Genomic DNA, 19,032 nt, shown 5'->3' on the forward strand with positions numbered 1-19,032 from the left:
TTAAAGGGGGCACTGATCCATCGCCAGCAGGTTGTCGTTCCAAACGCCATCGGCGTAGGTGCGCACATAGGCGGGCCGCCCTTGGGGCCGTACAACGCCAATATCCGCGCGTTTGCCGGTGCGCGGATCGCGCGTGTAGAAGGTGTTGGTCTTCGCCTCGATGCTCGCGATGACCCGCTCCCGCGACCACTTCCAGTTTTCCCTGGGATTTCCGAGCTCTGTGATGTGCTCATGGGGGCTGCTCGGATGCGGTTTCGTGATACAAGTAACAAGAACGTCGGCCATTTAATTTCCCTTTTGGGTTGCGGCACATAATCGTGCTCTAATGACCTATGCTGGGCGGATAGGGCTCCGCCGACATTTGACGAAAGATAATTTTTGGGCGTGTCCGCGACTGCGGACAGACGCCGCATAAGGGTTTAAGGGGGCGAACGCTTGCCTACTGAGACCGAGAAGACATTTCGACCGCGCGCCGAGATTGAGGCCACCATCAAGGGCTTCTCCACGGCCGACTGGGCACGTCTTCACAAGGTCGGCAGGATCTTTGCCTCGGGGACCGATTGGGACTTTGAGGACTTAATCCAGGAGGCACAGATGCGGACCCTTCGGGGAACGCGTAATTGCCCGGTAGACGTGGACGTCATGAAGCATTTAATCGACACGATGAGTAGCGTCGCCGACAGCGAGCGAAAGAAGGCTCGCAATCAGATGCCGCACGTGGCGATCCTGCAAGGCGCCGTCGAAGATGGCGCCGAGGACCCCGCATCCCCCGATTGGTCGGCCGAGGACAATGCGGTATTCGAGAGTGAGTATAAGGAGCTGCTCTCCCTCTTCGACGACGATGAAAAGGGCCGCGAGTTGGTGGAGGGTATTGTGGCCGGCTTTGGCACCGACGACCTCAAAGACCTGACGGGTCTGCAGGGTACGGCCTACGACAGCAAACGCACGCTGATCCGGCGCCGCTTCCTCAAATTTGCTGCGGGACGGAGGGAAAATGTCCGATCCTGATGACACCAAGGCTGGTCTTCGCCGGTTGAAGCTGGCCATGGTCGACGACCTGCTGAAGGCGTCCGACCAGGAAGTTCTGGCTCAGTTCGTGGAAGATTTTGGGTCAGCCGAAGCGAATGCGAAGCATATGCGCGAAGCGTTCGAGAAAACTATTCTGCTTACCAATAAGGATCGTCTTCGTGCCGCACGCGCCGGTGTTACGGCGAGTAAAATTTCGAGCCCGGCTCCTACCATACCCATCGCCGAAGCCCGCGCACGTTTGCGACAAGTCATGGCGGCTCATGCCGGTGACAAGACTTTTACCCTGGCGGCGCGGAAAGAAAGCGAGCTCACGGACGCTGACGTGCTCGACATGCTTGAAGCCATGCGCGACCTCGGCCTGATTGAATGAGGACTGCACCGTGACGCCAGCGGAAATGCTTCTCCAGGAGCTTGGCGTCACCGACCCGGGCGAAATTGATCTCGAAGCCATTGCCCATCACGTGGGAGCCCGGGTTCGCTATCGCGCGCTGTGCGGCTGTGAAGCCCATATTCTCGGATGCAATAGCGCCGCCGTTATCACGGTCAAGAACGATAGCTCCCCGCGTCGCAAGCGATTCTCCATCGCGCATGAGCTAGGGCATTGGCGCTTTCATCGCGGCAAGACGCTTGTCTGTCGCGTTGATGACTACAAGCCGCGTGACGCACTATCGCCTGAGAAGGTGGCGGATAGCTACGCGGCGGACCTTTTGATGCCCCGATACCTCTTTCAGCCTCAGGCGCGCGGCCTGGGCAAACTGACCTTTGATATGGTCGAAAAATTAGGCGGAATTTTCAAGACAAGCCTGACCGCAACATCCATTCGTCTCATCGACCTGGATCATGTACCGGCCTTCGCCATCTGCCACGGCCCTCGCGGCCGGAAGTGGTTCGCAAGGGCTCCGAGCGTGCCGCGTCGCTGGTTTCCTCGCGAAGATCTCGATCCGGATAGCTTTGCCTTCGGCGTCCAGTTCGGCCGCCGCCCCGACGACACGGCGCTCCGCAAGATTGACGCTGACGCCTGGTTTGACCGCTCCGATGCTTCCCAGTTTGTGGTGCGGGAGCAAACGGTGCGTATCGGTGAGGATGAAACACTAAGTCTGGTCATTATCGAGGACGAACGCATGCTCGAAGATTAGGCCTCTACACTTTAAGGCACAAAACATATCGTCAATCGTCCGCCGAGTTGTCATGCGCTTTACGAAATTGGAGGTTCTCGACGAGCTTGCGCGGCAAGACCGATCCTATCGGCTGGCCGTTATCTCTAGCCATTGGCTCCAAGGCGCTGCGAACGGCGCGCTCGGTGCTCGGGGAATCTGCCAGCCAAGGTTATAATCCGAGTTTTGAAAAGTATTGAGCACGATGCTGCGTGCGCTACCAACGGCTCATTTTCGACCTTTGCCGAAACGCCATGCATCCACGAGATTTGAACTCTCAATGTCTTCGAAGGTCACCGGCTTACCCGCTTCAAATAGGGCTTTCGCTCTCTGCAACGCCTCTTCAGAGGGCGGCCAGTAGCCGAGGTCGGTAACCAGGCGCGGGACGCGAATCCGCGTTACCAGCGACATCGGCTCTTTGTGAACGATGGCCGACAAGGCTTCCTCAGAAGTAACCGTCTCCAAGGTCAGCGGACCTTTGATCTCTTCAAACTTTGCTGAGATGTGCAGACGCTCGACCTGTCGCGCCTCGGCATTTTTCAGGATGACCTGGCTGAACGTACCCGGCACGGACGCGATCAATCCGGTAACAGTCGCAGTAGCTATGACGTGCCACGTCGCTTCCTCACGCTCTGGCTTCAGATTGATGATGTGCACGCCGATCGCCGGGGGGATCGCGCCGTTCATCCAAAGCCATGCCATGCACGAAAGCAATTGAGTTGCCGATGGCTCATCCATTAGGTCTAAGGCTGCATTGATAAACTGCGGATTGTCATCAAAGCGTTCCTCGACGTAGGGCAGCACGCTGAACGCAGTTTGCGTGATCAGCAAGAAGACCATGGACTGGATTGCTGCGCTGATCTCTTGCCTTAGACGGTCTACGCTGAGACCTTCAAAGACAAGCGTCTTGATGCCGCGCGACTTCGCTGCATCCTGTGCATCGCTCGTATACCCCTTGGCGCTGACAAGTATGCCTTGCTGCACAGGGATGCCGACCTCCTCTAGGATACGAATGAAGCTATCCACAGCCATAGTATTGAGAGGTTTAGCCTCGTTCTTACACGAAATAGCAAGGCGCACTGGGTAGCCCGCCACCCTGGATGTAATCAGAACGTCGATTTCGCGGCGGCGTCCTGTCTTGCTGCGCAAGACGGGCAACTTCTTCCGCTTCTCGACAACGACTCCAGGTACCTCGTGCATCATCGCAACAAGGTCTTCCAAAATGTCTCCCTTGCGCTTCGCGGTCATGTCTTTCAGACGCTTTGTATTGAGTGCGCGATTCTCGCCCCTACCCACAACGTCTCACAGCATGTTGTTGCGGGCAAGAGGACGGAGAACCGCGATGCCCTCCCGCGCCAACCAAGATCACGGCTAGGGGAGCGAGACCCTAGCTCCATCCGATCTAATTTGGTTCAGTGCATAACCGTTGAATTTGACCATGAGCCGAACGAGCTTTCTCGATCCGCGGCTTACACGGCCACTGCTCAATGCATCTTCAAGCACATACTTTCTATATTCAAAGAACCTAATGCAATACTGATCCAGGTCTTTGATCTGCCCCTTGGCAAGCTTCGAGTGCGGAACCGTTTGGTCAGTACCAAGAAAGGCGAGCTTGCCGTGGTTAACGATGGCCAATTTTGCTTTCGCTGAACCAGCCGTCCAAAGATTCGATCTTACGAAATCGTTTGCTGCCAAGGCGCCAAAGGTCTCATCGTCAAGAAAGTCCTTCATCAAGATTGTCTGATAGACGGCGATCATCGGAGCGTAAAACGAAAATCTGATGAAGGGGATTTTAGGCCTGAACGTCGCGGTAAGATCGCCAGCCTTCGTTCGATCTTCAGCGTTCTCAAATATTCGTGGAAAGGGAAACCCCATGCGCGGCGCAAGCAAAAAATCGGACGATATGTTTAGAAAAAGCAAGTTCTTGGCGAGCAACATAAACGAAGTGGGCAGATGAAAAAATACGGCGTCGCCGGCGCCGAACACGCGCAGTCCGTCATGATCCGGGATTGGATAAACCATGACGCAGCGGTCCTTGGTCCCGACCCTTTGATCTATGAAAAATTTCGGATTTGGAATCGGCAGGTCTTTGTTTAGAATCATGTTTCCGATGAAGAGCCCGATTCTCACCTTGTCGAACCAATCGAGCAGGTCATCCCATTCCGCCGCTGTTAGGTTCTGATTGTCCCAGAGCTTCAAAAAGTAGCCTTTCGTACGCCCCTCGAGTGCGGAATAGCGCGAGTTGCAAGCTTCACAGGAGGGAAAATGGAATTGATTAGCTGAAAATGTTCGAGGTGGTTTGCCAGGTTCGGTAAATTTCAAACCCAAGTACCATTCGCGTTTGGGATCCCCGGTGAGATCGATAAGCCACTGCGGAATGATGTGCTCTTTGTTCTTGTCTGACGGCGGGTTACCGCAGAAAATGCACCGCTTCTCAAGCTGCAATACTGATGTTATGAAATCAGCCACGATTGTAGGCCCCACGAGCGATCGGTCAGGGAAAGACTCTCTGTTGTTGCTGCCGAGTTTCGCAGGATGAATGGCACGCCGGCAAGAGCCGATCGTCACCTATGATGGCTCATGTGGTTCGTCATAGCCACATCGAAAACTACCCTCCGTCAGCTCGAGACGGATGAGCTGCGGGTCAGGGATGACGAAGATAGATATCGAACAACTAACCTCTATTCCGTTCCTCGATCACGGTGAGCTATCCGGGCGGTTTCTCTGTTCAACAATGTTCTACGACGGAGAATGGCATGCTTGGATCGACGCTGGTGGACGGCTCTTCAAAACTCAGATGTGGCCCGCGGAGACCGTATACTTCGGCACACGCGCCGAGAAGCCGACCGACGTTTGCCTGCACTTTCTCAACCTCATGGCCCAAAGGCTGAACTGCTATCCGATCAGCAGACAGCTCTTCGCTCTGCAGGACGACGTCTACAACGTGGCTGCATCGCTCGCAAAAATTCAACATCTTCATCGTTCGCGGAAGGAGTTTGAGAACGGCGTAACGCGCTTAGTGGCGACCGAATTGGAATATGTTCATAGCGTTTGCCGGAGCGTGTTCGACCTTTGGCAAGAGGTTCTTGTTGCCATCTGGTCCAACATCAGGCTGCTTGATCCCGCTGTCAAAAAGAGGCAGCTCAAGAAATCATACGCCGACATGCTCTTCTCGGCGAACAAGCCTCGGACCGCCCAGGAGCTAACGGACAGGTTCGGAATTCCAGGGCCACTCGCTGAGTGCTACACGCGCAGCACGGATTTCTTCGCGGACTTGCGGCAGTTCCGGGATCGAGTGGTCCATCATGGCGGTGGCCCGCAGACAATTTTTGACAGCGACGACGGATTTCTTATGGTCGCCAGTCGCATGCCGTTCAGGGGGCCGACTCTCTGGCGGCCCGACGAATTTCGTCCCAACGACCTCGTCCCGCTATTGCCGGTCGTGAATTTCGCCATTTATCGAACGATCGCGATCTGTGGCGAATTCAGTGAGACGCTGGAGCAGATTTTTCAGCTACAGCCACCAACTGTGCCGAAGTTCCATTTGTATCTGCGGGGGTACTTCGATGCTGCTTTGATGAGAGCGTTTGAGGATGTGGAAGCGCGCCTTTAGAGCTTCAGTTCAGGATGATTGAAGTGATCGAATTCTCGCTCGTAGATCTTGATGATCTCACCGATGCGTTTGTCTCGTTTAAGGTCCTTGCCTTCGCCATCTTGAAGGAGTCTTCGCCAACTCGCCAGGCTGCCTTCAAGTCTCTTTCTGATGCGCTCAGGATAGTTGCGCGTCTCCACCCTTAAGCGCTGGGTGTATACGCCAGCGACCACGTAGGGGCGGCGTTGGGCCGATCCATACACATCGCGTTGGGCAGCCCAAAGTGCGGCAGCCAGAGGTTTTTCCCAATGAGCGTCCAAGACCTTCGTTATAACCTCGGATGCTTCGAATGGGGTGACTGGAAAGAGCGTTCCAACGTAAGCGCGCGCACCGGCAAACGTCATGTCACCGGCAAGCCGATGCCACGAAACACAAGCGTTGTTAATGACGATGGGCGTGCCAACGTCGGCAATCGTATGATGGGCAAATATAAAATTACTGTCACTCATCATCATGGCCGAGGAGCCAATCACCCGAGCTACGGTCTCTTTCTTCGTCAACGGGAGTTTGTTTGGGCCCGCATCCATTAGCCGATTAAAGTCGTGAATAGCATTACCTACGTACATTCGCGATTTCGCCTCGCGGTCGCTCCAGTCGACGCCATCCAGTTCCACGAAGCGAAAGAAATGACCGACGTTTAATATCTGGGGATCGTCGGTGCGAGCAAATCCTACTGCAACATCCACTACAATGGTCCGTGCGAGCCCTTCGGAATCCGTGAACTCACAAGTCCATCTATAGCCCGAGCTATCACCGCAATGCGTCGCGAAAATGAGAAGATCGTACGGGAAATGCTCAACCATCTCCGAGACGTTCCGCACATCCGCGTTTCGATCTTGATAAACTCGGATAAATGCTCGCCGCGGCTCGAGTAAATCGACGGCAGCCTTGATCTCAGGCGCTAGCGTTGTGCCAGGGTCAACGAGCACGACAACGCCTGTTCCAGACCGCCCAACCTGCTCCGCTGCGAAACCGTTCACGACGGCACACCCGAGATCGGGATATTTAAACAAATGGGTCACCGGATACTCGGGATATGCGAAACCGAAAGGCAATTTTCCAATGAAGGTGACCGACCCATTTTCGGGCACCGGAATTGATCCGCAGAGATTGAGCAACTCCTGTGTCAGTCGGCTCTGCGCATCCGCCGGATTGTGTCCGCGATCTCGATCATAGAGCCCGTAAAAAGATTCCATAAGGTCATCGACTTGGTCTGCACTGACCTTAGGTATCAAGAAAAGGCCGGCGTCTAGCGCATGGGCGTAATTGGCAGCAATGACCTCCGAAATATCTTCGCCTTCTTCGCAGACAACAAGGTGGCCACTCTTCGATACCACCCAATCATAGGGTGAGGGGTGGTCTTCAAACTGAATGTCCTGGCCAGCACGTAAAGCCTTCAGAAGTCCGATGCCAATCCGATCGCGACCCCATAGTAAAGATCCTCGCAATTTCTCATTTCGCGCGAAGGGGGCGATGTCGGCGGCCGACGAAATTCGATGACACGGCATGTTTTGCCGGGCGGCCAGCGACTGGCTAAGGGCCGTGAATGCTTCGTTCGATAAGCCCGCCAAGAAGGTGGCACTCGCGCGGGCGCGGCCAGCCGCGTTGTGCCGTCGCATGACTTCGTATCGATTGTCGGGACGCTGCATGCGGGGCCCATCGCAAACAGGCAAGTAGCTCCCTGGTTGCGCGAGAGCACACGAGAGGCGCGCGGCAAGTTTTGCATCATCGGCGAAGATGAATTGATCTGAGATCAGCGGACATTTCATGAGCAGTAGACTCGATGGTCGGCTTCAACGATTGCACACTGTTGATCGGGATTCATGCCAGGGCGATTTCAAAGCTTCTCAAACGTTGTGCCGCCTCGAAGGCTCTCCCTCGGCGGGTCAAGAAGTTGCGGGAATGGGTTGTCCGATTAAGTGCCATCGTAAGGGCACTCCGAAACACCGAATTCGTTGCTGATGAATCGGCGTGCCAGAGCGCGGAGAATATGTGCCGCAACGTGCAGCCGTCTCAGTTCAGGTAGCTCGTCGGGGTCGGACGGGTTGTTGACGCTGGAATGCGCGACGGCCACCCGACAAGCCTTGTTCAGATACGTCTGGGGCTCCTCGTTGCCGCGCTCCTTGTCAAAATTGGCAATTTGGGTGTCGAGGATTTTATCCGCCTTCAGCGCGGTATAGTTTATCGCGATCCAGTCTCTTACCTTCGCTCCCTCGAAGTCGCCAAATTTCAGCTCGATGATTTTATAGTAGGACAGAATGGCGTAGCTGATGAAGTAATTCTGCTCAGCATTACGTCCTTCCCTGTAGAGGGCCAATGCTTTGCGCGCTTCCCGCGCTGCAGGAAGTTTTCTGTCAAAGATCCAGCTATAGGCGGTGGCAAAACCGAGGTTCTGCTTCGGTACTGGTACCGGCACCGGGTTTCCGGACCATCCCTCCTGTAGGATTGCAAAGTTGTCGTCGCACCACGCCATCAAACTTAGAAAGCGATTGATGAGCGACACAGCGCTTTCCGACGTGATTTTCTGATCGGCCAAATCGATATGGATAGAAGTTGTGTGCTCACGGGTTGGAGGTATCAGGATCAAGCGGTAACCCTCGAAATGAACCAGCGTTTCAACCGGCGGCCACGTTACCTGCGTCTCTACCGCCAGATTAAGGAATATTGAGTTTTGCTGAATCTCCAGCCGCTTGATCCGATCCTCCTTCCTGGCTTCCTCGTCGTCATCCTCCGGGTCAATGGTAGGCGAAAATAACGGTGCGGCAGCTTCACGCGCGAGTTCATTGACGATCCTGCGAAAGAATGGTGCATAAAACACCATCTCCGTTATGGATGACGAAATGAGAGCTCGAGGATCGAAAGCCTTATCGGCACCGGCTTGAAAAAGCGAAATCGCATTCTGATGCACGTAATGGGCGGTCAGGATGCGATCATCAGAACGATAGACGATGGTGCCGCGGCCATGAGCGTTGGTGTAGATCTCACTTTCAGAGACCCGCAATTCGAGTAGCGCGTCAAGTGCTGCGGATGTTTGAAGGAGCATCTCTACGGCCTGTCCCAACGTGGCGCATTGTTGAAACGCCGCGTCGATGCCGCCAACGGGACGAAGGCCGCCTAAGGTTTTTCCGGCAAGTCCCGCATAGCCAGGTTTAACGGCGACCACCGCTAGGATCGTTGCGGCAATTTGTGAAAGAGAAAGAGGCGTTACGTTCTTCGTGCGACCCGCCGGCAGCAAGCCAAAGCCGCGCAAGCTCTCGAAGCGCTGCGCCATATCGTCCGGCGCTCGTTGCGAAAGACTGGTCTTACCGACCTCTTCAATCAATAAGGATGCGAATCGTTTAGCGTACATAACTCATTATAGGCCAACCGCCGACACGACGGCACGACCCACGAATAGGGTTTCCAGGCGCGGGTCTCCACTTGTCTCGCCCTTCCAGTACGCGCGCGCCTTATCTCTGGTAACGGACAGCGGCTCACTTATTTTCACCATCAGCCTTGAGTCCGCCCGATGTACGATACCGGAGCAGACCAATTCGCAGACTGCGCCTTGGCTACCTAGCAATGGAATCCAGCTTTTGGCTTCTTCAATCGTCTCGCAGAGGAAGAGGCAGGTTTGTCGCGAGGGGGGCTTACCGTCGAATTCCTCGATTCGAATTTGCTCCATAATGAGTTCGCGCGAGAGCATCATATAGTGCTGACTGACCTCAAAAGCCTTTTCGGCCAGCATGTCATAAGAAGTAAGTATCGTTTTCGCTCTCACGCGATGCAGCCATTCGACGGCATTTATATTGATCGATGCACCCGTTTGGCCGTCGGTGACCGGATATTCCAACGCTGTTTCGAAGAACTTGAAGAACGGATTGTGTTGTTCGCCAATGCCGATCTCCTGATGCGCAACAAAAGCCTGTTTGTAATGGTTCGTTGAAGTCGCCTGATAGAATTTTCGATCGTTGACCTTTTCGACCATGGTGTCTCCCGAAAAGATGCGCCGATCTCTCACGATATATTGTCACTGAGAGCGGCTTCACTGCTAGAGTGTAGTTTCCCACTTCCCGATCTCGGCAAGTATCTGCTCAAAGCTCGGCTTGTTCGAATAATAGAGCGCGCTACTGCGATCATAAGCGTCCGCATACAAGGTCCTTGTCTCGGCGTCGCTTAGCAGGAAAGCTTCGTTTTCAGTGATGTTCTGGTTGTCGCCCTGGCGAAAGCGGGCCTTCTTGTGTTCCTTGTAGGCGTCCGTGCCGATGAAGCTCTGAACCTTGGGCTGTTTGAGCAGCTCATGGATGTCGTAGTAGTGGCGCATGAACTCGACGGGATCGCTGCCACTCTCTTGCTGCTTGCGGAATTTCGTTGAAACGGTCTGTAGCTTTTCAACAAAGGTGTATCCGGGGTCGTAGCAAGGAACGGCCTTCGCGCGATTGTCGATAATCTCGACCTTGCCGGCGGCGTAATCGTAAAGCCAGGAGCTAATGTCTTTTGGTGCGTTGGGAGCGACCATGTCGAAGCCGACTTCAAGAAGCACGCCCTCCCGGAGGCCATCCATCGCTCCCGTCAGGCTCTCGTAGTTCAACCGGATGCCAGCGCTTCGGTAGTTGGGTACATCATCAAAGGCCGTATCGCGCTCAACTTCTGTGATGCCGTCGATCTCGATGGTTTGCGCCAGCCAGTCGTAGAAGTCCTTGCGCGTCTTGATCTGCGCCGCACTGTTCTGGTTCTTGCCGGTCTTCACGTCGTGGCCGGCCGGCGGCTCAATGAGGATGTCTATGTCTTCCGAAAACCGATTGATGATTTGATGTCCCTTCGAGAGGGACGTTCCGCCTTTTAGCTGGAAGGTGAAGCCGAGTTGCTGAAGCCCGTGGAGGCAATGCATGATCCAGTAGTCTTTTTCGACCAGAGCCGGATCAATGCCCTTTTCCTCCGCCACAATCCGGATCAGGTCCGCGAATTGCGGGTGATTGTGGAGGAAGTCATGCGGCATGCAGTTCGCTCGCTCTTAGCGCACGCTCAAAGAACTTCTTCGTTCGTTCGTTGCCATACTCACGGACCGCGCGGTCCAACCGCCGCCGGTCAGACGAGGCCGCACGCTGCGCTACCCGCTTGAGAACCTCGTCCTTGGCTTCCGCAAGCTGATCAACGTTGTTGACGAGATCGACAAGCAGAAATTCCTGCGTCAGCGACCTCGGAAAGCGCGGCTTCATGCGAAACGCAAACTTGCGGCTGCCTAGCTGAAACTCTCCGTGGCGCTTATGATTGTAGACCACGGTCTTGTCGTAAAGCTGCGTCGTTCCAACCCCGAGGCTGTTGTAGGCATTCGGCGAAGCCAGCAGGAACGTATCGTCCTTCAGAAAAGCACCAACAACTTCTTTGTCGGAAGCGGGCGCTGGACCAAACACCGTTTCCTTCGGATAGACATAGAGCCCGCCCGAGAGCTTCTTGAGCGTGCCGTCCTCGACCAACTGCTTGAGGTGTCGATCGACAGAGGCCGACCAACGCGCCAACTCCGCGCGCCGATAGGCGTTGCCCGGCTTCAGGTGTTTCTTGAGGGTATCGAGCTTCGTCATGGCCTGGAATATAAGTCAAAACTGACTCTTTTGCAAGTAATTTCATTGAACAATCATGCAAATAGGCTGATTAAGCTACTGTAATGCAATAATCTTTTAAGAAATCAACGACCAGCAAAAGTGCATGCTCAATATGATAGAGTACGCCATGACTGAGTCTCAGCAGCCCGAACCCGGCAGTCTTCCGAAGCCCGGTCTCCTCGTCGGAAACATAGCCGAACCAATCAAGCTGTCGGACCTGCAGTTAAACGGCGTCTCCGCGGGAGCCGCGCGCGGCGGCGACACGATCCAGGTTTGGACGCGGCTTTACGTGACGTCGGACGATCGCTTCTTTCATCTGGCGGTAGAAAGTCTCAACGCTCATATTGAATACGTGGCGCGAAAATCCGGGCGAAGCGTCAACCTGAAGCGTGCAGACACCGTCCTGCTGGTCGTGCATCCGGACAACACGGGCGATCTGTGGGTGGATGCGGCGGCCATGGCATTACAGATCATGGTGAAACGAAACATGGCCGCTGGGACTGTGGTGTTCGAGAATGACATTGCTGATGTCAACGGAATGTCCTTTCCCCTCGTTCAGATCGGCAAGGAAGATCGGGTCGTCTGCCTCTTTCGCGAAGGCTGGCGCTTTGCCCTGTTTTTCGACTTCAACCCGGACGGCGAGTTTTCTGTTCCTGACATGCAGCGTGATCTCGGCACGCTATATCGCAGACTGAAGTACCGCGATCTCTACGATGCGATCGCCGATGAAGCCATTTTCACTCGGCTCGTCGCGGCTGGCTGGTTTCCGTTCGTCGAAATCATCGGATCCGAATTCCGAAGTCTCGCGAATACCTGCGAAGCGGGATTTGAACTTGACGACGAGGAAGCAAAAATCCTTGCAAGGTTTGACGCCGAGCGCATCGAGCGAATGTTCAGCCGATGGATGGCAAAGCCGCACTTTGCGGGCAAGGAACGATTTCTGCGCTCGGCGTTGAAATCCTTTGCTGACGGGGATGCGATCCCTGTGCTCAAAATCGCCTTGACCGAGATCGAAGGGATTCTGGGCGATGCCTATCACAAGATTCACGGCACAAGGGTGAAGATCAATAAGCTCCTGGACTTTGCGATTGCTTCCGCCGAAGCCAAGACAGGGCAGTCCGATACGCTGTTGTTCCCAGCGGCCTTTGCCCACTATCTGAAATCCCACACGTTTGCCAATTTCGATCCCACAACGCGCACGGGCAATGTCAGCTCGCGCCACGCAGTGGGCCACGGTGCGGCCGCGGCCGAGACCTACACAATGGTGCGCGCCCTTCAGGCCCTGCTCACGCTGGACCAATTGGCCTTCTACACCTGACGTGCTGCCTGGAAAGAGGTGCGGAAGCTATTTCGTAAGTCCGGTATGTTTTCTGACCATCGGTTTCCGAGTTCTTTGACGCTACCTAAAATAGTATGTCGAGAGGTGCCGGAATGGCCCGTAATAGTTCCCCAGCCTCCGCGAAGTCGCGGCATTTTCAATGGGAACGCACCAACATCAGTCTCCTGCTGAGCAAGTTCGCGGAAGCCAGAAACGTGGACGGTCAGAAGTGCTCGTTTGATGCACGTGCGTATCATTTTTGGTTTCCGGTGCTTGGCACTGCCGTGCGGGCCATGACGCCAGAAGCCGCGCGATTGAAAGAGCGTTGTATCAGCGCCTCCCTGTCCGACTCTTTCGTCACTCTTCGAGACGCAGAAGCGTTTTTGCTCCGGTGTGATCAGCAATTTGAAGTGCTTTCAAAGCGCACCAAAACGCAATTTGTCCTGTATACCACCATTACCTATTCTGGCCCGCGGCTAGTCGACTGGATATCGGAGGGTCGCAATCGGATCTACTGGGGGCCGAGCGCTGATGGAAATCTGCTGCGCAAGATCAGGACGTCCCAGGCGGCGATCGAGAGTAAGAGGGCGTCATTGAAGTTGCCGACAGACGACGATCTTACCCCAGTGCTCGTCCATCTATCGGCCTACGATGCCGCAGACGCCTTCGAGACCGCCAATGACTGTATCGATCGCTTTCGCGGGCTCGTAAATCTTCTGATCAACTCTTCGAAGTCCATCAATATCTTTGCGCAATTGTCCCAACCACACGCGATGAATCGCATTCGGCGTGGGCCGTTGCATACGATTCACCGCAAGGACGGTTCGCTTGCGACGGAAACGTTCTGGTATGAACATCGCTGGCTGCACCACGTTCCGTCGATAAAGTTCAGTAACTCCCAGGATTACCGCCGTTCCGTTCAACGCTGGTGGCGTATGCTCCAGCAGAACCCCATGCACGAGTTCATCGCCGACGCACTTCTTCGCTATTGTCGCGCACTCGATATGCACGATGCGGATGCGTCGTTTCTCGGGATGTGGCAAGTCCTCGAGAGGCTAACCGGGACCGATAGATACGATCAACTGATTGAGCGTATTGTACGCCTCTTCAAGGATCCAGATGACACGCGCGAGATCGCCAAGCACCTCCGGTTGCGGAGAAACCAGGCGGTCCATTCAACGAGCAGCATCAGTGAAGAGGCCGATGTCATCCTAATGCAAGCCGAAACCCTTGCCAGTCGGGCGATTTTCTTCCTGATTAAGCACGCAGCCAAATTCAAGACGATCGACGAATACTACAGCTTCCTCGATCTTCCTCTTGACGAGAGGCGGTTGAAGCGAGAGCGAGAGATTGCCGACTTCTTCTTGAAATACAAAAACAGACCATAGTCTTCATCCTGAGGGGTGAAGCGCCCATATCCAAACTGCGCGATGTGTTTTGCGTAGGACAGCAGCCAAGCAGCAGGTTAGATCGCCATGACAGAGAATCTCCGCCGCATCTACAGCGACTACCTTTCGTGCTTGAACGCGCAGGATTGGGGCCGGCTGGCGCTATTTGTCGATGACGACGTCACTCACAACGAGCGTTTGCTTGGCTTATCGGGTTATAGAGAGATGCTGATTGAAGACTATAAATCGATTCCCGATCTGCAGTTTAACGCTGTCTTCGTCCTCACCGATCCGCCAGCGCTCGGCGCCCGTCTGAAGTTTGATTGCCATCCGGCAGGGGAATTCTTGGGGCTGGCCGTCAACGGCAAACACGTCGTATTCCACGAGAATGTTTTCTACGAATTCCGCGGTGACAAGATCATTCGCGTGCGCTCCGTAATCGACAAAATTGCGATCGAGCAGCAGATCTAAGTACTCACGGTCAGCAATAAAACGGTCGCGCCGCCCTTCCCATCTGACTCAAGCAAGGAGAGCTGCGTCATGCAGACGCGGCGTTCATTTCAAAAAGTGTCGAACATAGAATCCAATAAATGGGAAAGTTCGGCTGCCTTGCAGCCTCCGAAGTAGCGCGCCCCGATGCATGGCCCGCTATCGTTTCGTCAGCCTATCAAGCGTGGTCGGGTTGAATTCCCAGTAGCTGGTCTCACGGCTTCTAAGCGCGAGGTGCGCGGCGTTGTGAACCTGTTCTTTCTGCGAAACGGCGTCTTGCTGCATTTGTCCTCCCTAGTGCTGTGGTGTGCCCGTGGGCACGAAGACCTTCGCGTCGCGGCAGTACCGTTGTGCATAACGGCATAGAGCCCGGTTCGGCATGGCCGAATACGTCAATTAATTCAGCAAGTTAAAAATGGTCACTCCATTTCCTTGACTCTTGCGCTCCGAAACGCCAGTTAATGACCCAAGGGTCATTAACTTCTGTTCGAACGGAGTGCGCAGTCATGAAGGATGTTCTCATTGTCGGAGCTGGCCCGACCGGGCTGGTACTGGCGCTTTGGCTGACCAAGCAGGGCGTGCCCGTTCGCATCATCGACAAGAGCGCCGGACCTGGCGAAACCTCCCGCGCCATGGCGGTGCAGGCCCGCACGCTCGAATTCTACCGCCAGCTCGATATGGCCGATGCCGTCGTGGCCGCCGGGTACAAGACTCCGGCCATGAACATGTGGGTCCGCGGCAAGCGTCGGGCGCAGGTCCAACTGGTGGATGCCGGTGCGGATATCTCCCCGTATCCCTTTGTCCTTGTCTTCCCCCAGGATCGCCACGAGCGGCTGCTGGTGGAGCGGCTGCGGGCGCTCGGGGTCGAGGTCGAACGCCAGACCGAATTGCTGTCCTTCGAGGACAAGGGCGATCATGTGGTCGCGCTCCTCAAGCATCAGGATGGGCGCGAGGAAATCTGCGAGGCCCTTTACCTCGCCGGCTGCGACGGCGCGCGCTCGCTTGCGCGCCATCAGATCGGCAGCGGCTTCGAGGGCGGCACCTACAAGCAGATATTCTACGTCGCGGACGTGGAGGCGAGCGGCGTTGACCCTGCCGGACAAGCTCATGTCGCCCTCGACACATCCGATTTCGCCCTGGTGATGTACTATGGTCAGGCCAACCAATACCGCCTGATCGGCACCATCCGGGACGAGCGAGCGGCGCACCCGGAGACCCTTACTTTCGAGGATGTCGGCCAGAAGGCGATCAACGGTCTTGGGATCAAGATCGACAAGGTGAACTGGTTCTCCCACTACCGGGTCCATCATCGCGTGACGGATCACTTCCGGCGGGGCCGCGTCTTCCTGCTCGGAGACGCCGCGCATGTTCACAGCCCGGCGGGCGGCCAGGGCATGAATACGGGCATTCTTGATGCGATCAACCTTGCCTGGAAACTCACGGCGGTCGTAAAGGGACAAGCGCCCGACAGTTTGCTCGACAGCTACGAGGTGGAGCGACAGGCATTCGCTCACAAGCTTGTGGAGACAACCGACCGCTTGTTTACCTTCGCGACCGCCGAGGGCAGCTTCGCAAACTTCGTGCGAACCCGCGTCGCGCCGATCTTCATGCGCGTTGCCTACGATATCGAGCGTGTGCGCGAGTACATGTTCCGGGTCGTCTCGCAAACCATGCTGGAGTATCACGACAGCCCGTTGAGCGAGGGCAAGGCCGGGACCGTGATCGGGGGCGACCGTCTACCGTTCGTGCGCTTCAACGGCCAGGATAACTATGCTTCCCTGTCCGCGATCACCTGGCAGGTCCACGTTTACGGCACCGCGACGCCCGAGCTGCAAACATGGTGTGACCGGCATGGTATCCCGCTGCATGCATTCGCGTGGCAACCCGAGCACGCGCAGAGGGGGCTGGCGCGTGACGCTTTGTATCTGCTACGTCCCGATACCTATATCGCGCTCGCGGACCCGCAGGGTTTGCCGGCGACGCTGGAGAGATATTTCAGCGTCCGCGGCATCACGCTGGCGGCCTGATACCCGGAAGGAACGAGGCGTGACCGATGCCAAGCGCAAATGGAACCGGCGCAAGGAGGCGCGCCCCGCCGAGATCCTCGAAGCCGCGCTCGCCCTCTTCATCGAAAACGGATTCGCCGCGACCAAGCTGACGGATGTCGCAAAAGAAGCGGGCGTCGCGAAGGGCACGCTCTATTTGTATTTCGATACCAAGGAGGCCCTGTTCCGGGCGGCCGTCCGGCACGCGCTGACGGATAATCTGGGCGCGGTCGAACAGGCGGCGGTGGTTGCCGAGGGTTCGCTGGCGGCGCTGGTGCCGAAACTGCTTCAGCAAGCCGCGACCCGCATCGCCGGCAGCCGCGTTCCGGCCATTCTCAGACTGGTGCTGGCCGATGGCCGCGCTTTTCCCGACCTGGCCGCGATCTGGCACGAGGAAGTTGTTTCCCGGATGCTCAATCTTCTCACGGGGCTCATCACTGCCGGGCAAGCGCGCGGCGAAATCCGCGCCGGCGATCCCAAGCTTCACGCCATGTCGATCGTCGGGCCGATGATAACCGGCGTCCTCTATCAGGAAATGTTCGGCGATCTCGAGAAGCCGGGGTTGAATCTGGAAACGCTGGCGAGCCAGCACGCCGACACGGTGTTGCGCGGGTTGCTCACACGTCCACGGGACGCATAATCTTTGCCGCAATTGGCGCCATTTTCCGGAAGAAACATTATCAGACGCCAGGAAGCAAGTGCTGAAGCGGACCGGTAAGCAACCCCACAGTAAATGTTGAGCGTGGCTGTTATTCACCGGGCGGTAGCACGCGGTTCTCTTGTGCCGCTATGAAATCCAGCAGCTTTGACTTGCGTGCGCAGAGCATTGAGCCGAGCCTGAAAACCGGCAGCCGCGAAGATTCCGCAAGATGATAGACCTTCCGACGATTACGGCCGCGCTGATGCTCGCTGCTACCGTGAAACAGGAACTCGGCAATGGCTTCCGCGCCCTTCAGTATGTCCTCGGCAAGTGGAACATCTTTTTTTTGTGGCGCGGCGTTTGACTGCATGTGTCCTCCAAGGTGCTGTGGGTTTCTCCCCCGCGAGTGCGAGGAATGCCGGATGGTTATGAGACGAGGGCGTTTACTTGAACGCCGCTGGCCGGGTGATCTTCTGACGCTGCCAAAAACAGGTAATCCCTCCATCTTTATGCTCTCCCGGCCCAATGAAAGCGCCAAGATGTGCAGACCCATTGTCTTTTTCTGGTAGGCCGAAATCAAATCCAAAATGCTGCGTCGCAAAAGCTTCTCAACGATTCCGCGTGCGAATACTTAGGTATGCAAAAGATGATCACTACGTTCCGCGTGCAAAACATTGCGCGATCGTCCCGGAGATTCCGGTTGAACTTTTTGATCAACAATCTTTCCGAACCGTTCCGTATCGATTCCCAATCCTTTCGCTCCGGTTGTCCGCGTCGCTTCGCTAGCTTGCGGTTCAATCAACCCAAGCGAAAGGAGACAGTCATGAAAGTCGTTACAGTCGGAAAGAGATTGGTATCGGTGGAGCAGATCGCATTTGTCGAACCCTTCGATCCCGCGGCCAATCCGGAGTTCAAGCCCGAGAAGGATTTCAAAGGACGCATCGTTCTGCTCGACCGCGAAATCGTTTTGACCGAGCAGACGCCGGAGGCGTTTGCAAGTGAGCACGAGCTGCACCTGTTCACCGAGGACGGTGTGGCGGTCAATCGCAGCATCGTGTTCCGGGTCGAGACCTTCGAGCCGACCGAGAGCTTCAAACCGGCAAAGCCCTACCAGACGCGCCTCAAATGGCGCGATCTCGCAGGTGAAGAACAGAGCAAGCTTCTTGTGACGCCGCCTGAAACCGTGATCGCCGAGATACTCAACGCCAAGGCGGAAATGGTGAGGACAGCCAAGCGTCCTTCAAAGCGGCCAGGAAGAGGTCGCAACGGATCGCGCCGGATGGAAGCCTTCCGCGGTTAGCTTTATTTGATGAATGCTGACCAAGAGCCCTTGTCGGAAATTCGGCAGGGGCTTTTGGCTATTGGAGTGCTTGCATGGTTTGGCGCGTCCGGCATGCCGGCCGGGCTCTATTCGCTTCGCTCACCGAGCCCCAACAGGGTCTCGGCCTTCGGTAACGATCCTTCGCGCAAGAGATATTGGGCTCCTCGCCGGGGGCACTCGCTGAAGGGGCCCGCCGGCAAGCCGGCGTCGTTATCACTGCCCCGTCAGACGGGTGCCCTTTTAACCGGTCTCGTTGCTGCACTCGTCCCGCGTGCCGGTGCGCCGTCGCTATGCTCACGCGTCCCGGGTGCCATTTGACGTCGGCGATGCGCTGCGCGCACGCCGATCTTTGCTTCTACCGCCGCTGCCGCGGCCAACCTTAGGGCGCTGCCCTCGGCGCGGCGCAAGGACAGG

General features: G+C 56.1%; 19 protein-coding genes. 10 read left to right on the plus strand and 9 right to left on the minus strand.

Translation table 11 applies throughout. The features are described 5' to 3' along the window. Nucleotides 1–285 carry a DUF3892 domain-containing protein gene (locus AB7532_RS09140; RefSeq protein WP_441234472.1) on the minus strand — a complete coding sequence of 95 codons (285 nt, stop codon included), beginning with the start codon at nucleotides 283–285 and terminating at the stop codon, nucleotides 1–3. A 150-nt stretch (nucleotides 286–435) separates the two neighbouring features. On the opposite strand from AB7532_RS09140, the gene AB7532_RS09145 reads away from it, so the two are divergent. The 3 genes from AB7532_RS09145 to AB7532_RS09155 are packed head-to-tail and all read left to right on the plus strand — an operon-like array spanning nucleotide 436 to nucleotide 2,165. Further along, complete coding sequence (locus tag AB7532_RS09145; RefSeq protein ID WP_441234473.1) at nucleotides 436–1,008, plus strand: hypothetical protein; 573 nt, start codon at nucleotides 436–438, stop codon at nucleotides 1,006–1,008. After that, nucleotides 995–1,399, plus strand: a complete 405-nt coding sequence (locus AB7532_RS09150) for a hypothetical protein (protein ID WP_441234474.1) — start codon at nucleotides 995–997, stop codon at nucleotides 1,397–1,399. The genes AB7532_RS09145 and AB7532_RS09150 overlap by 14 nt, the downstream gene beginning before the upstream one ends. 10 nt (nucleotides 1,400–1,409) lie before the next feature. Continuing rightward, nucleotides 1,410–2,165 carry an ImmA/IrrE family metallo-endopeptidase gene (locus AB7532_RS09155; protein WP_441234475.1) on the plus strand — a complete coding sequence of 252 codons (756 nt, stop codon included), beginning with the start codon at nucleotides 1,410–1,412 and terminating at the stop codon, nucleotides 2,163–2,165. A gap of 246 nt (nucleotides 2,166–2,411) precedes the next feature. Here the strand turns inward: AB7532_RS09155 and AB7532_RS09160 are convergent, their stop codons facing one another. Both AB7532_RS09160 and AB7532_RS09165 read right to left on the minus strand, forming a co-directional pair. Next, nucleotides 2,412–3,431: a restriction endonuclease gene (locus AB7532_RS09160; protein ID WP_441234476.1), complete on the minus strand. Its 1,020-nt coding sequence runs from the start codon at nucleotides 3,429–3,431 to the stop codon at nucleotides 2,412–2,414. A 123-nt stretch (nucleotides 3,432–3,554) separates the two neighbouring features. After that, a complete protein-coding gene (locus AB7532_RS09165) occupies nucleotides 3,555–4,751 on the minus strand; it encodes a hypothetical protein (protein WP_441234477.1) in 1,197 nt (398 codons plus the stop codon). An 82-nt stretch (nucleotides 4,752–4,833) separates the two neighbouring features. On the opposite strand from AB7532_RS09165, the gene AB7532_RS09170 reads away from it, so the two are divergent. After that, nucleotides 4,834–5,796: a hypothetical protein gene (locus AB7532_RS09170; RefSeq protein ID WP_441234478.1), complete on the plus strand. Its 963-nt coding sequence runs from the start codon at nucleotides 4,834–4,836 to the stop codon at nucleotides 5,794–5,796. On the opposite strand, the gene AB7532_RS09175 is transcribed toward AB7532_RS09170, so the two are convergent. The 5 genes from AB7532_RS09175 to AB7532_RS09195 form a co-directional block, all read right to left on the minus strand. Further along, nucleotides 5,793–7,484 (minus strand): hypothetical protein, encoded by a 1,692-nt coding sequence (locus AB7532_RS09175; protein WP_441234479.1) that lies wholly within the window; start codon nucleotides 7,482–7,484, stop codon nucleotides 5,793–5,795. The two genes, AB7532_RS09170 and AB7532_RS09175, sit on opposite strands and share 4 nt — an antisense overlap. A gap of 266 nt (nucleotides 7,485–7,750) precedes the next feature. Next, complete coding sequence (gene mauJ, locus AB7532_RS09180) at nucleotides 7,751–9,157, minus strand: methylamine utilization protein MauJ (RefSeq protein WP_441234480.1); 1,407 nt, start codon at nucleotides 9,155–9,157, stop codon at nucleotides 7,751–7,753. 33 nt (nucleotides 9,158–9,190) lie between these two features. Further along, nucleotides 9,191–9,802 carry a DUF2441 domain-containing protein gene (locus AB7532_RS09185; protein ID WP_441234481.1) on the minus strand — a complete coding sequence of 204 codons (612 nt, stop codon included), beginning with the start codon at nucleotides 9,800–9,802 and terminating at the stop codon, nucleotides 9,191–9,193. 63 nt (nucleotides 9,803–9,865) lie between these two features. Next, nucleotides 9,866–10,813: a nucleotidyl transferase AbiEii/AbiGii toxin family protein gene (locus tag AB7532_RS09190; protein WP_441234482.1), complete on the minus strand. Its 948-nt coding sequence runs from the start codon at nucleotides 10,811–10,813 to the stop codon at nucleotides 9,866–9,868. Next, nucleotides 10,803–11,396 carry a hypothetical protein gene (locus AB7532_RS09195; protein ID WP_441234483.1) on the minus strand — a complete coding sequence of 198 codons (594 nt, stop codon included), beginning with the start codon at nucleotides 11,394–11,396 and terminating at the stop codon, nucleotides 10,803–10,805. The genes AB7532_RS09190 and AB7532_RS09195 overlap by 11 nt, the downstream gene beginning before the upstream one ends. Before the next feature lie 148 nt (nucleotides 11,397–11,544). Here AB7532_RS09195 and AB7532_RS09200 point away from each other — a divergent pair, with 148 nt between their 5' ends. The 5 genes from AB7532_RS09200 (at nucleotide 11,545) to AB7532_RS09220 (ending at nucleotide 17,297) form a co-directional block, all read left to right on the plus strand. Then, nucleotides 11,545–12,735 carry a hypothetical protein gene (locus AB7532_RS09200; RefSeq protein ID WP_441234484.1) on the plus strand — a complete coding sequence of 397 codons (1,191 nt, stop codon included), beginning with the start codon at nucleotides 11,545–11,547 and terminating at the stop codon, nucleotides 12,733–12,735. A gap of 113 nt (nucleotides 12,736–12,848) precedes the next feature. Continuing rightward, a complete protein-coding gene (locus tag AB7532_RS09205; RefSeq protein WP_441234485.1) occupies nucleotides 12,849–14,123 on the plus strand; it encodes a hypothetical protein in 1,275 nt (424 codons plus the stop codon). An 87-nt stretch (nucleotides 14,124–14,210) separates the two neighbouring features. Beyond that, a complete protein-coding gene (locus AB7532_RS09210; protein WP_441234486.1) occupies nucleotides 14,211–14,594 on the plus strand; it encodes an ester cyclase in 384 nt (127 codons plus the stop codon). A 524-nt stretch (nucleotides 14,595–15,118) separates the two neighbouring features. Then, nucleotides 15,119–16,639, plus strand: coding sequence for an FAD-dependent monooxygenase (locus tag AB7532_RS09215; protein ID WP_441234487.1), 1,521 nt, complete (start codon nucleotides 15,119–15,121; stop codon nucleotides 16,637–16,639). 19 nt (nucleotides 16,640–16,658) lie between these two features. Continuing rightward, nucleotides 16,659–17,297 (plus strand): TetR family transcriptional regulator, encoded by a 639-nt coding sequence (locus tag AB7532_RS09220; RefSeq protein WP_441234488.1) that lies wholly within the window; start codon nucleotides 16,659–16,661, stop codon nucleotides 17,295–17,297. A 109-nt stretch (nucleotides 17,298–17,406) separates the two neighbouring features. Here AB7532_RS09220 and AB7532_RS09225 read toward each other — a convergent pair whose 3' ends face one another. Next, the gene (locus AB7532_RS09225) at nucleotides 17,407–17,667 is read right to left on the minus strand and encodes a DNA-binding protein (protein ID WP_441234489.1); all 261 of its coding nucleotides are present in this window, start codon (nucleotides 17,665–17,667) and stop codon (nucleotides 17,407–17,409) included. A 330-nt stretch (nucleotides 17,668–17,997) separates the two neighbouring features. On the opposite strand from AB7532_RS09225, the gene AB7532_RS09230 reads away from it, so the two are divergent. Then, on the plus strand, nucleotides 17,998–18,597 hold the full coding sequence (locus AB7532_RS09230; RefSeq protein WP_441234490.1) for a hypothetical protein: 600 nt from the start codon (nucleotides 17,998–18,000) through the stop codon (nucleotides 18,595–18,597). Nucleotides 18,598–19,032 lie beyond the last annotated feature (435 nt).

It is taken from the genome of Bradyrhizobium sp. 930_D9_N1_4, from assembly GCF_052076015.1.
Lineage (GTDB): Bacteria > Pseudomonadota > Alphaproteobacteria > Rhizobiales > Xanthobacteraceae > Bradyrhizobium.

What these genes read in the sequence shown, in the direction of transcription:
- AB7532_RS09140 (WP_441234472.1), bottom strand. Translation starts at nt 285, where the DNA reads ATGGCCGACGTTCTTGTTACTTGTATCACGAAACCGCATCCGAGCAGC.
- AB7532_RS09150 (WP_441234474.1), top strand. Translation starts at nt 995, where the DNA reads ATGTCCGATCCTGATGACACCAAGGCTGGTCTTCGCCGGTTGAAGCTG.
- AB7532_RS09160 (WP_441234476.1), bottom strand. Translation starts at nt 3,431, where the DNA reads ATGACCGCGAAGCGCAAGGGAGACATTTTGGAAGACCTTGTTGCGATG.
- AB7532_RS09170 (WP_441234478.1), top strand. Translation starts at nt 4,834, where the DNA reads ATGACGAAGATAGATATCGAACAACTAACCTCTATTCCGTTCCTCGAT.
- AB7532_RS09175 (WP_441234479.1), bottom strand. Translation starts at nt 7,484, where the DNA reads ATGCAGCGTCCCGACAATCGATACGAAGTCATGCGACGGCACAACGCG.
- AB7532_RS09185 (WP_441234481.1), bottom strand. Translation starts at nt 9,802, where the DNA reads ATGGTCGAAAAGGTCAACGATCGAAAATTCTATCAGGCGACTTCAACG.
- AB7532_RS09190 (WP_441234482.1), bottom strand. Translation starts at nt 10,813, where the DNA reads ATGCCGCATGACTTCCTCCACAATCACCCGCAATTCGCGGACCTGATC.
- AB7532_RS09195 (WP_441234483.1), bottom strand. Translation starts at nt 11,396, where the DNA reads ATGACGAAGCTCGATACCCTCAAGAAACACCTGAAGCCGGGCAACGCC.
- AB7532_RS09200 (WP_441234484.1), top strand. Translation starts at nt 11,545, where the DNA reads ATGACTGAGTCTCAGCAGCCCGAACCCGGCAGTCTTCCGAAGCCCGGT.
- AB7532_RS09205 (WP_441234485.1), top strand. Translation starts at nt 12,849, where the DNA reads ATGGCCCGTAATAGTTCCCCAGCCTCCGCGAAGTCGCGGCATTTTCAA.
- AB7532_RS09210 (WP_441234486.1), top strand. Translation starts at nt 14,211, where the DNA reads ATGACAGAGAATCTCCGCCGCATCTACAGCGACTACCTTTCGTGCTTG.
- AB7532_RS09215 (WP_441234487.1), top strand. Translation starts at nt 15,119, where the DNA reads ATGAAGGATGTTCTCATTGTCGGAGCTGGCCCGACCGGGCTGGTACTG.
- AB7532_RS09225 (WP_441234489.1), bottom strand. Translation starts at nt 17,667, where the DNA reads ATGCAGTCAAACGCCGCGCCACAAAAAAAAGATGTTCCACTTGCCGAG.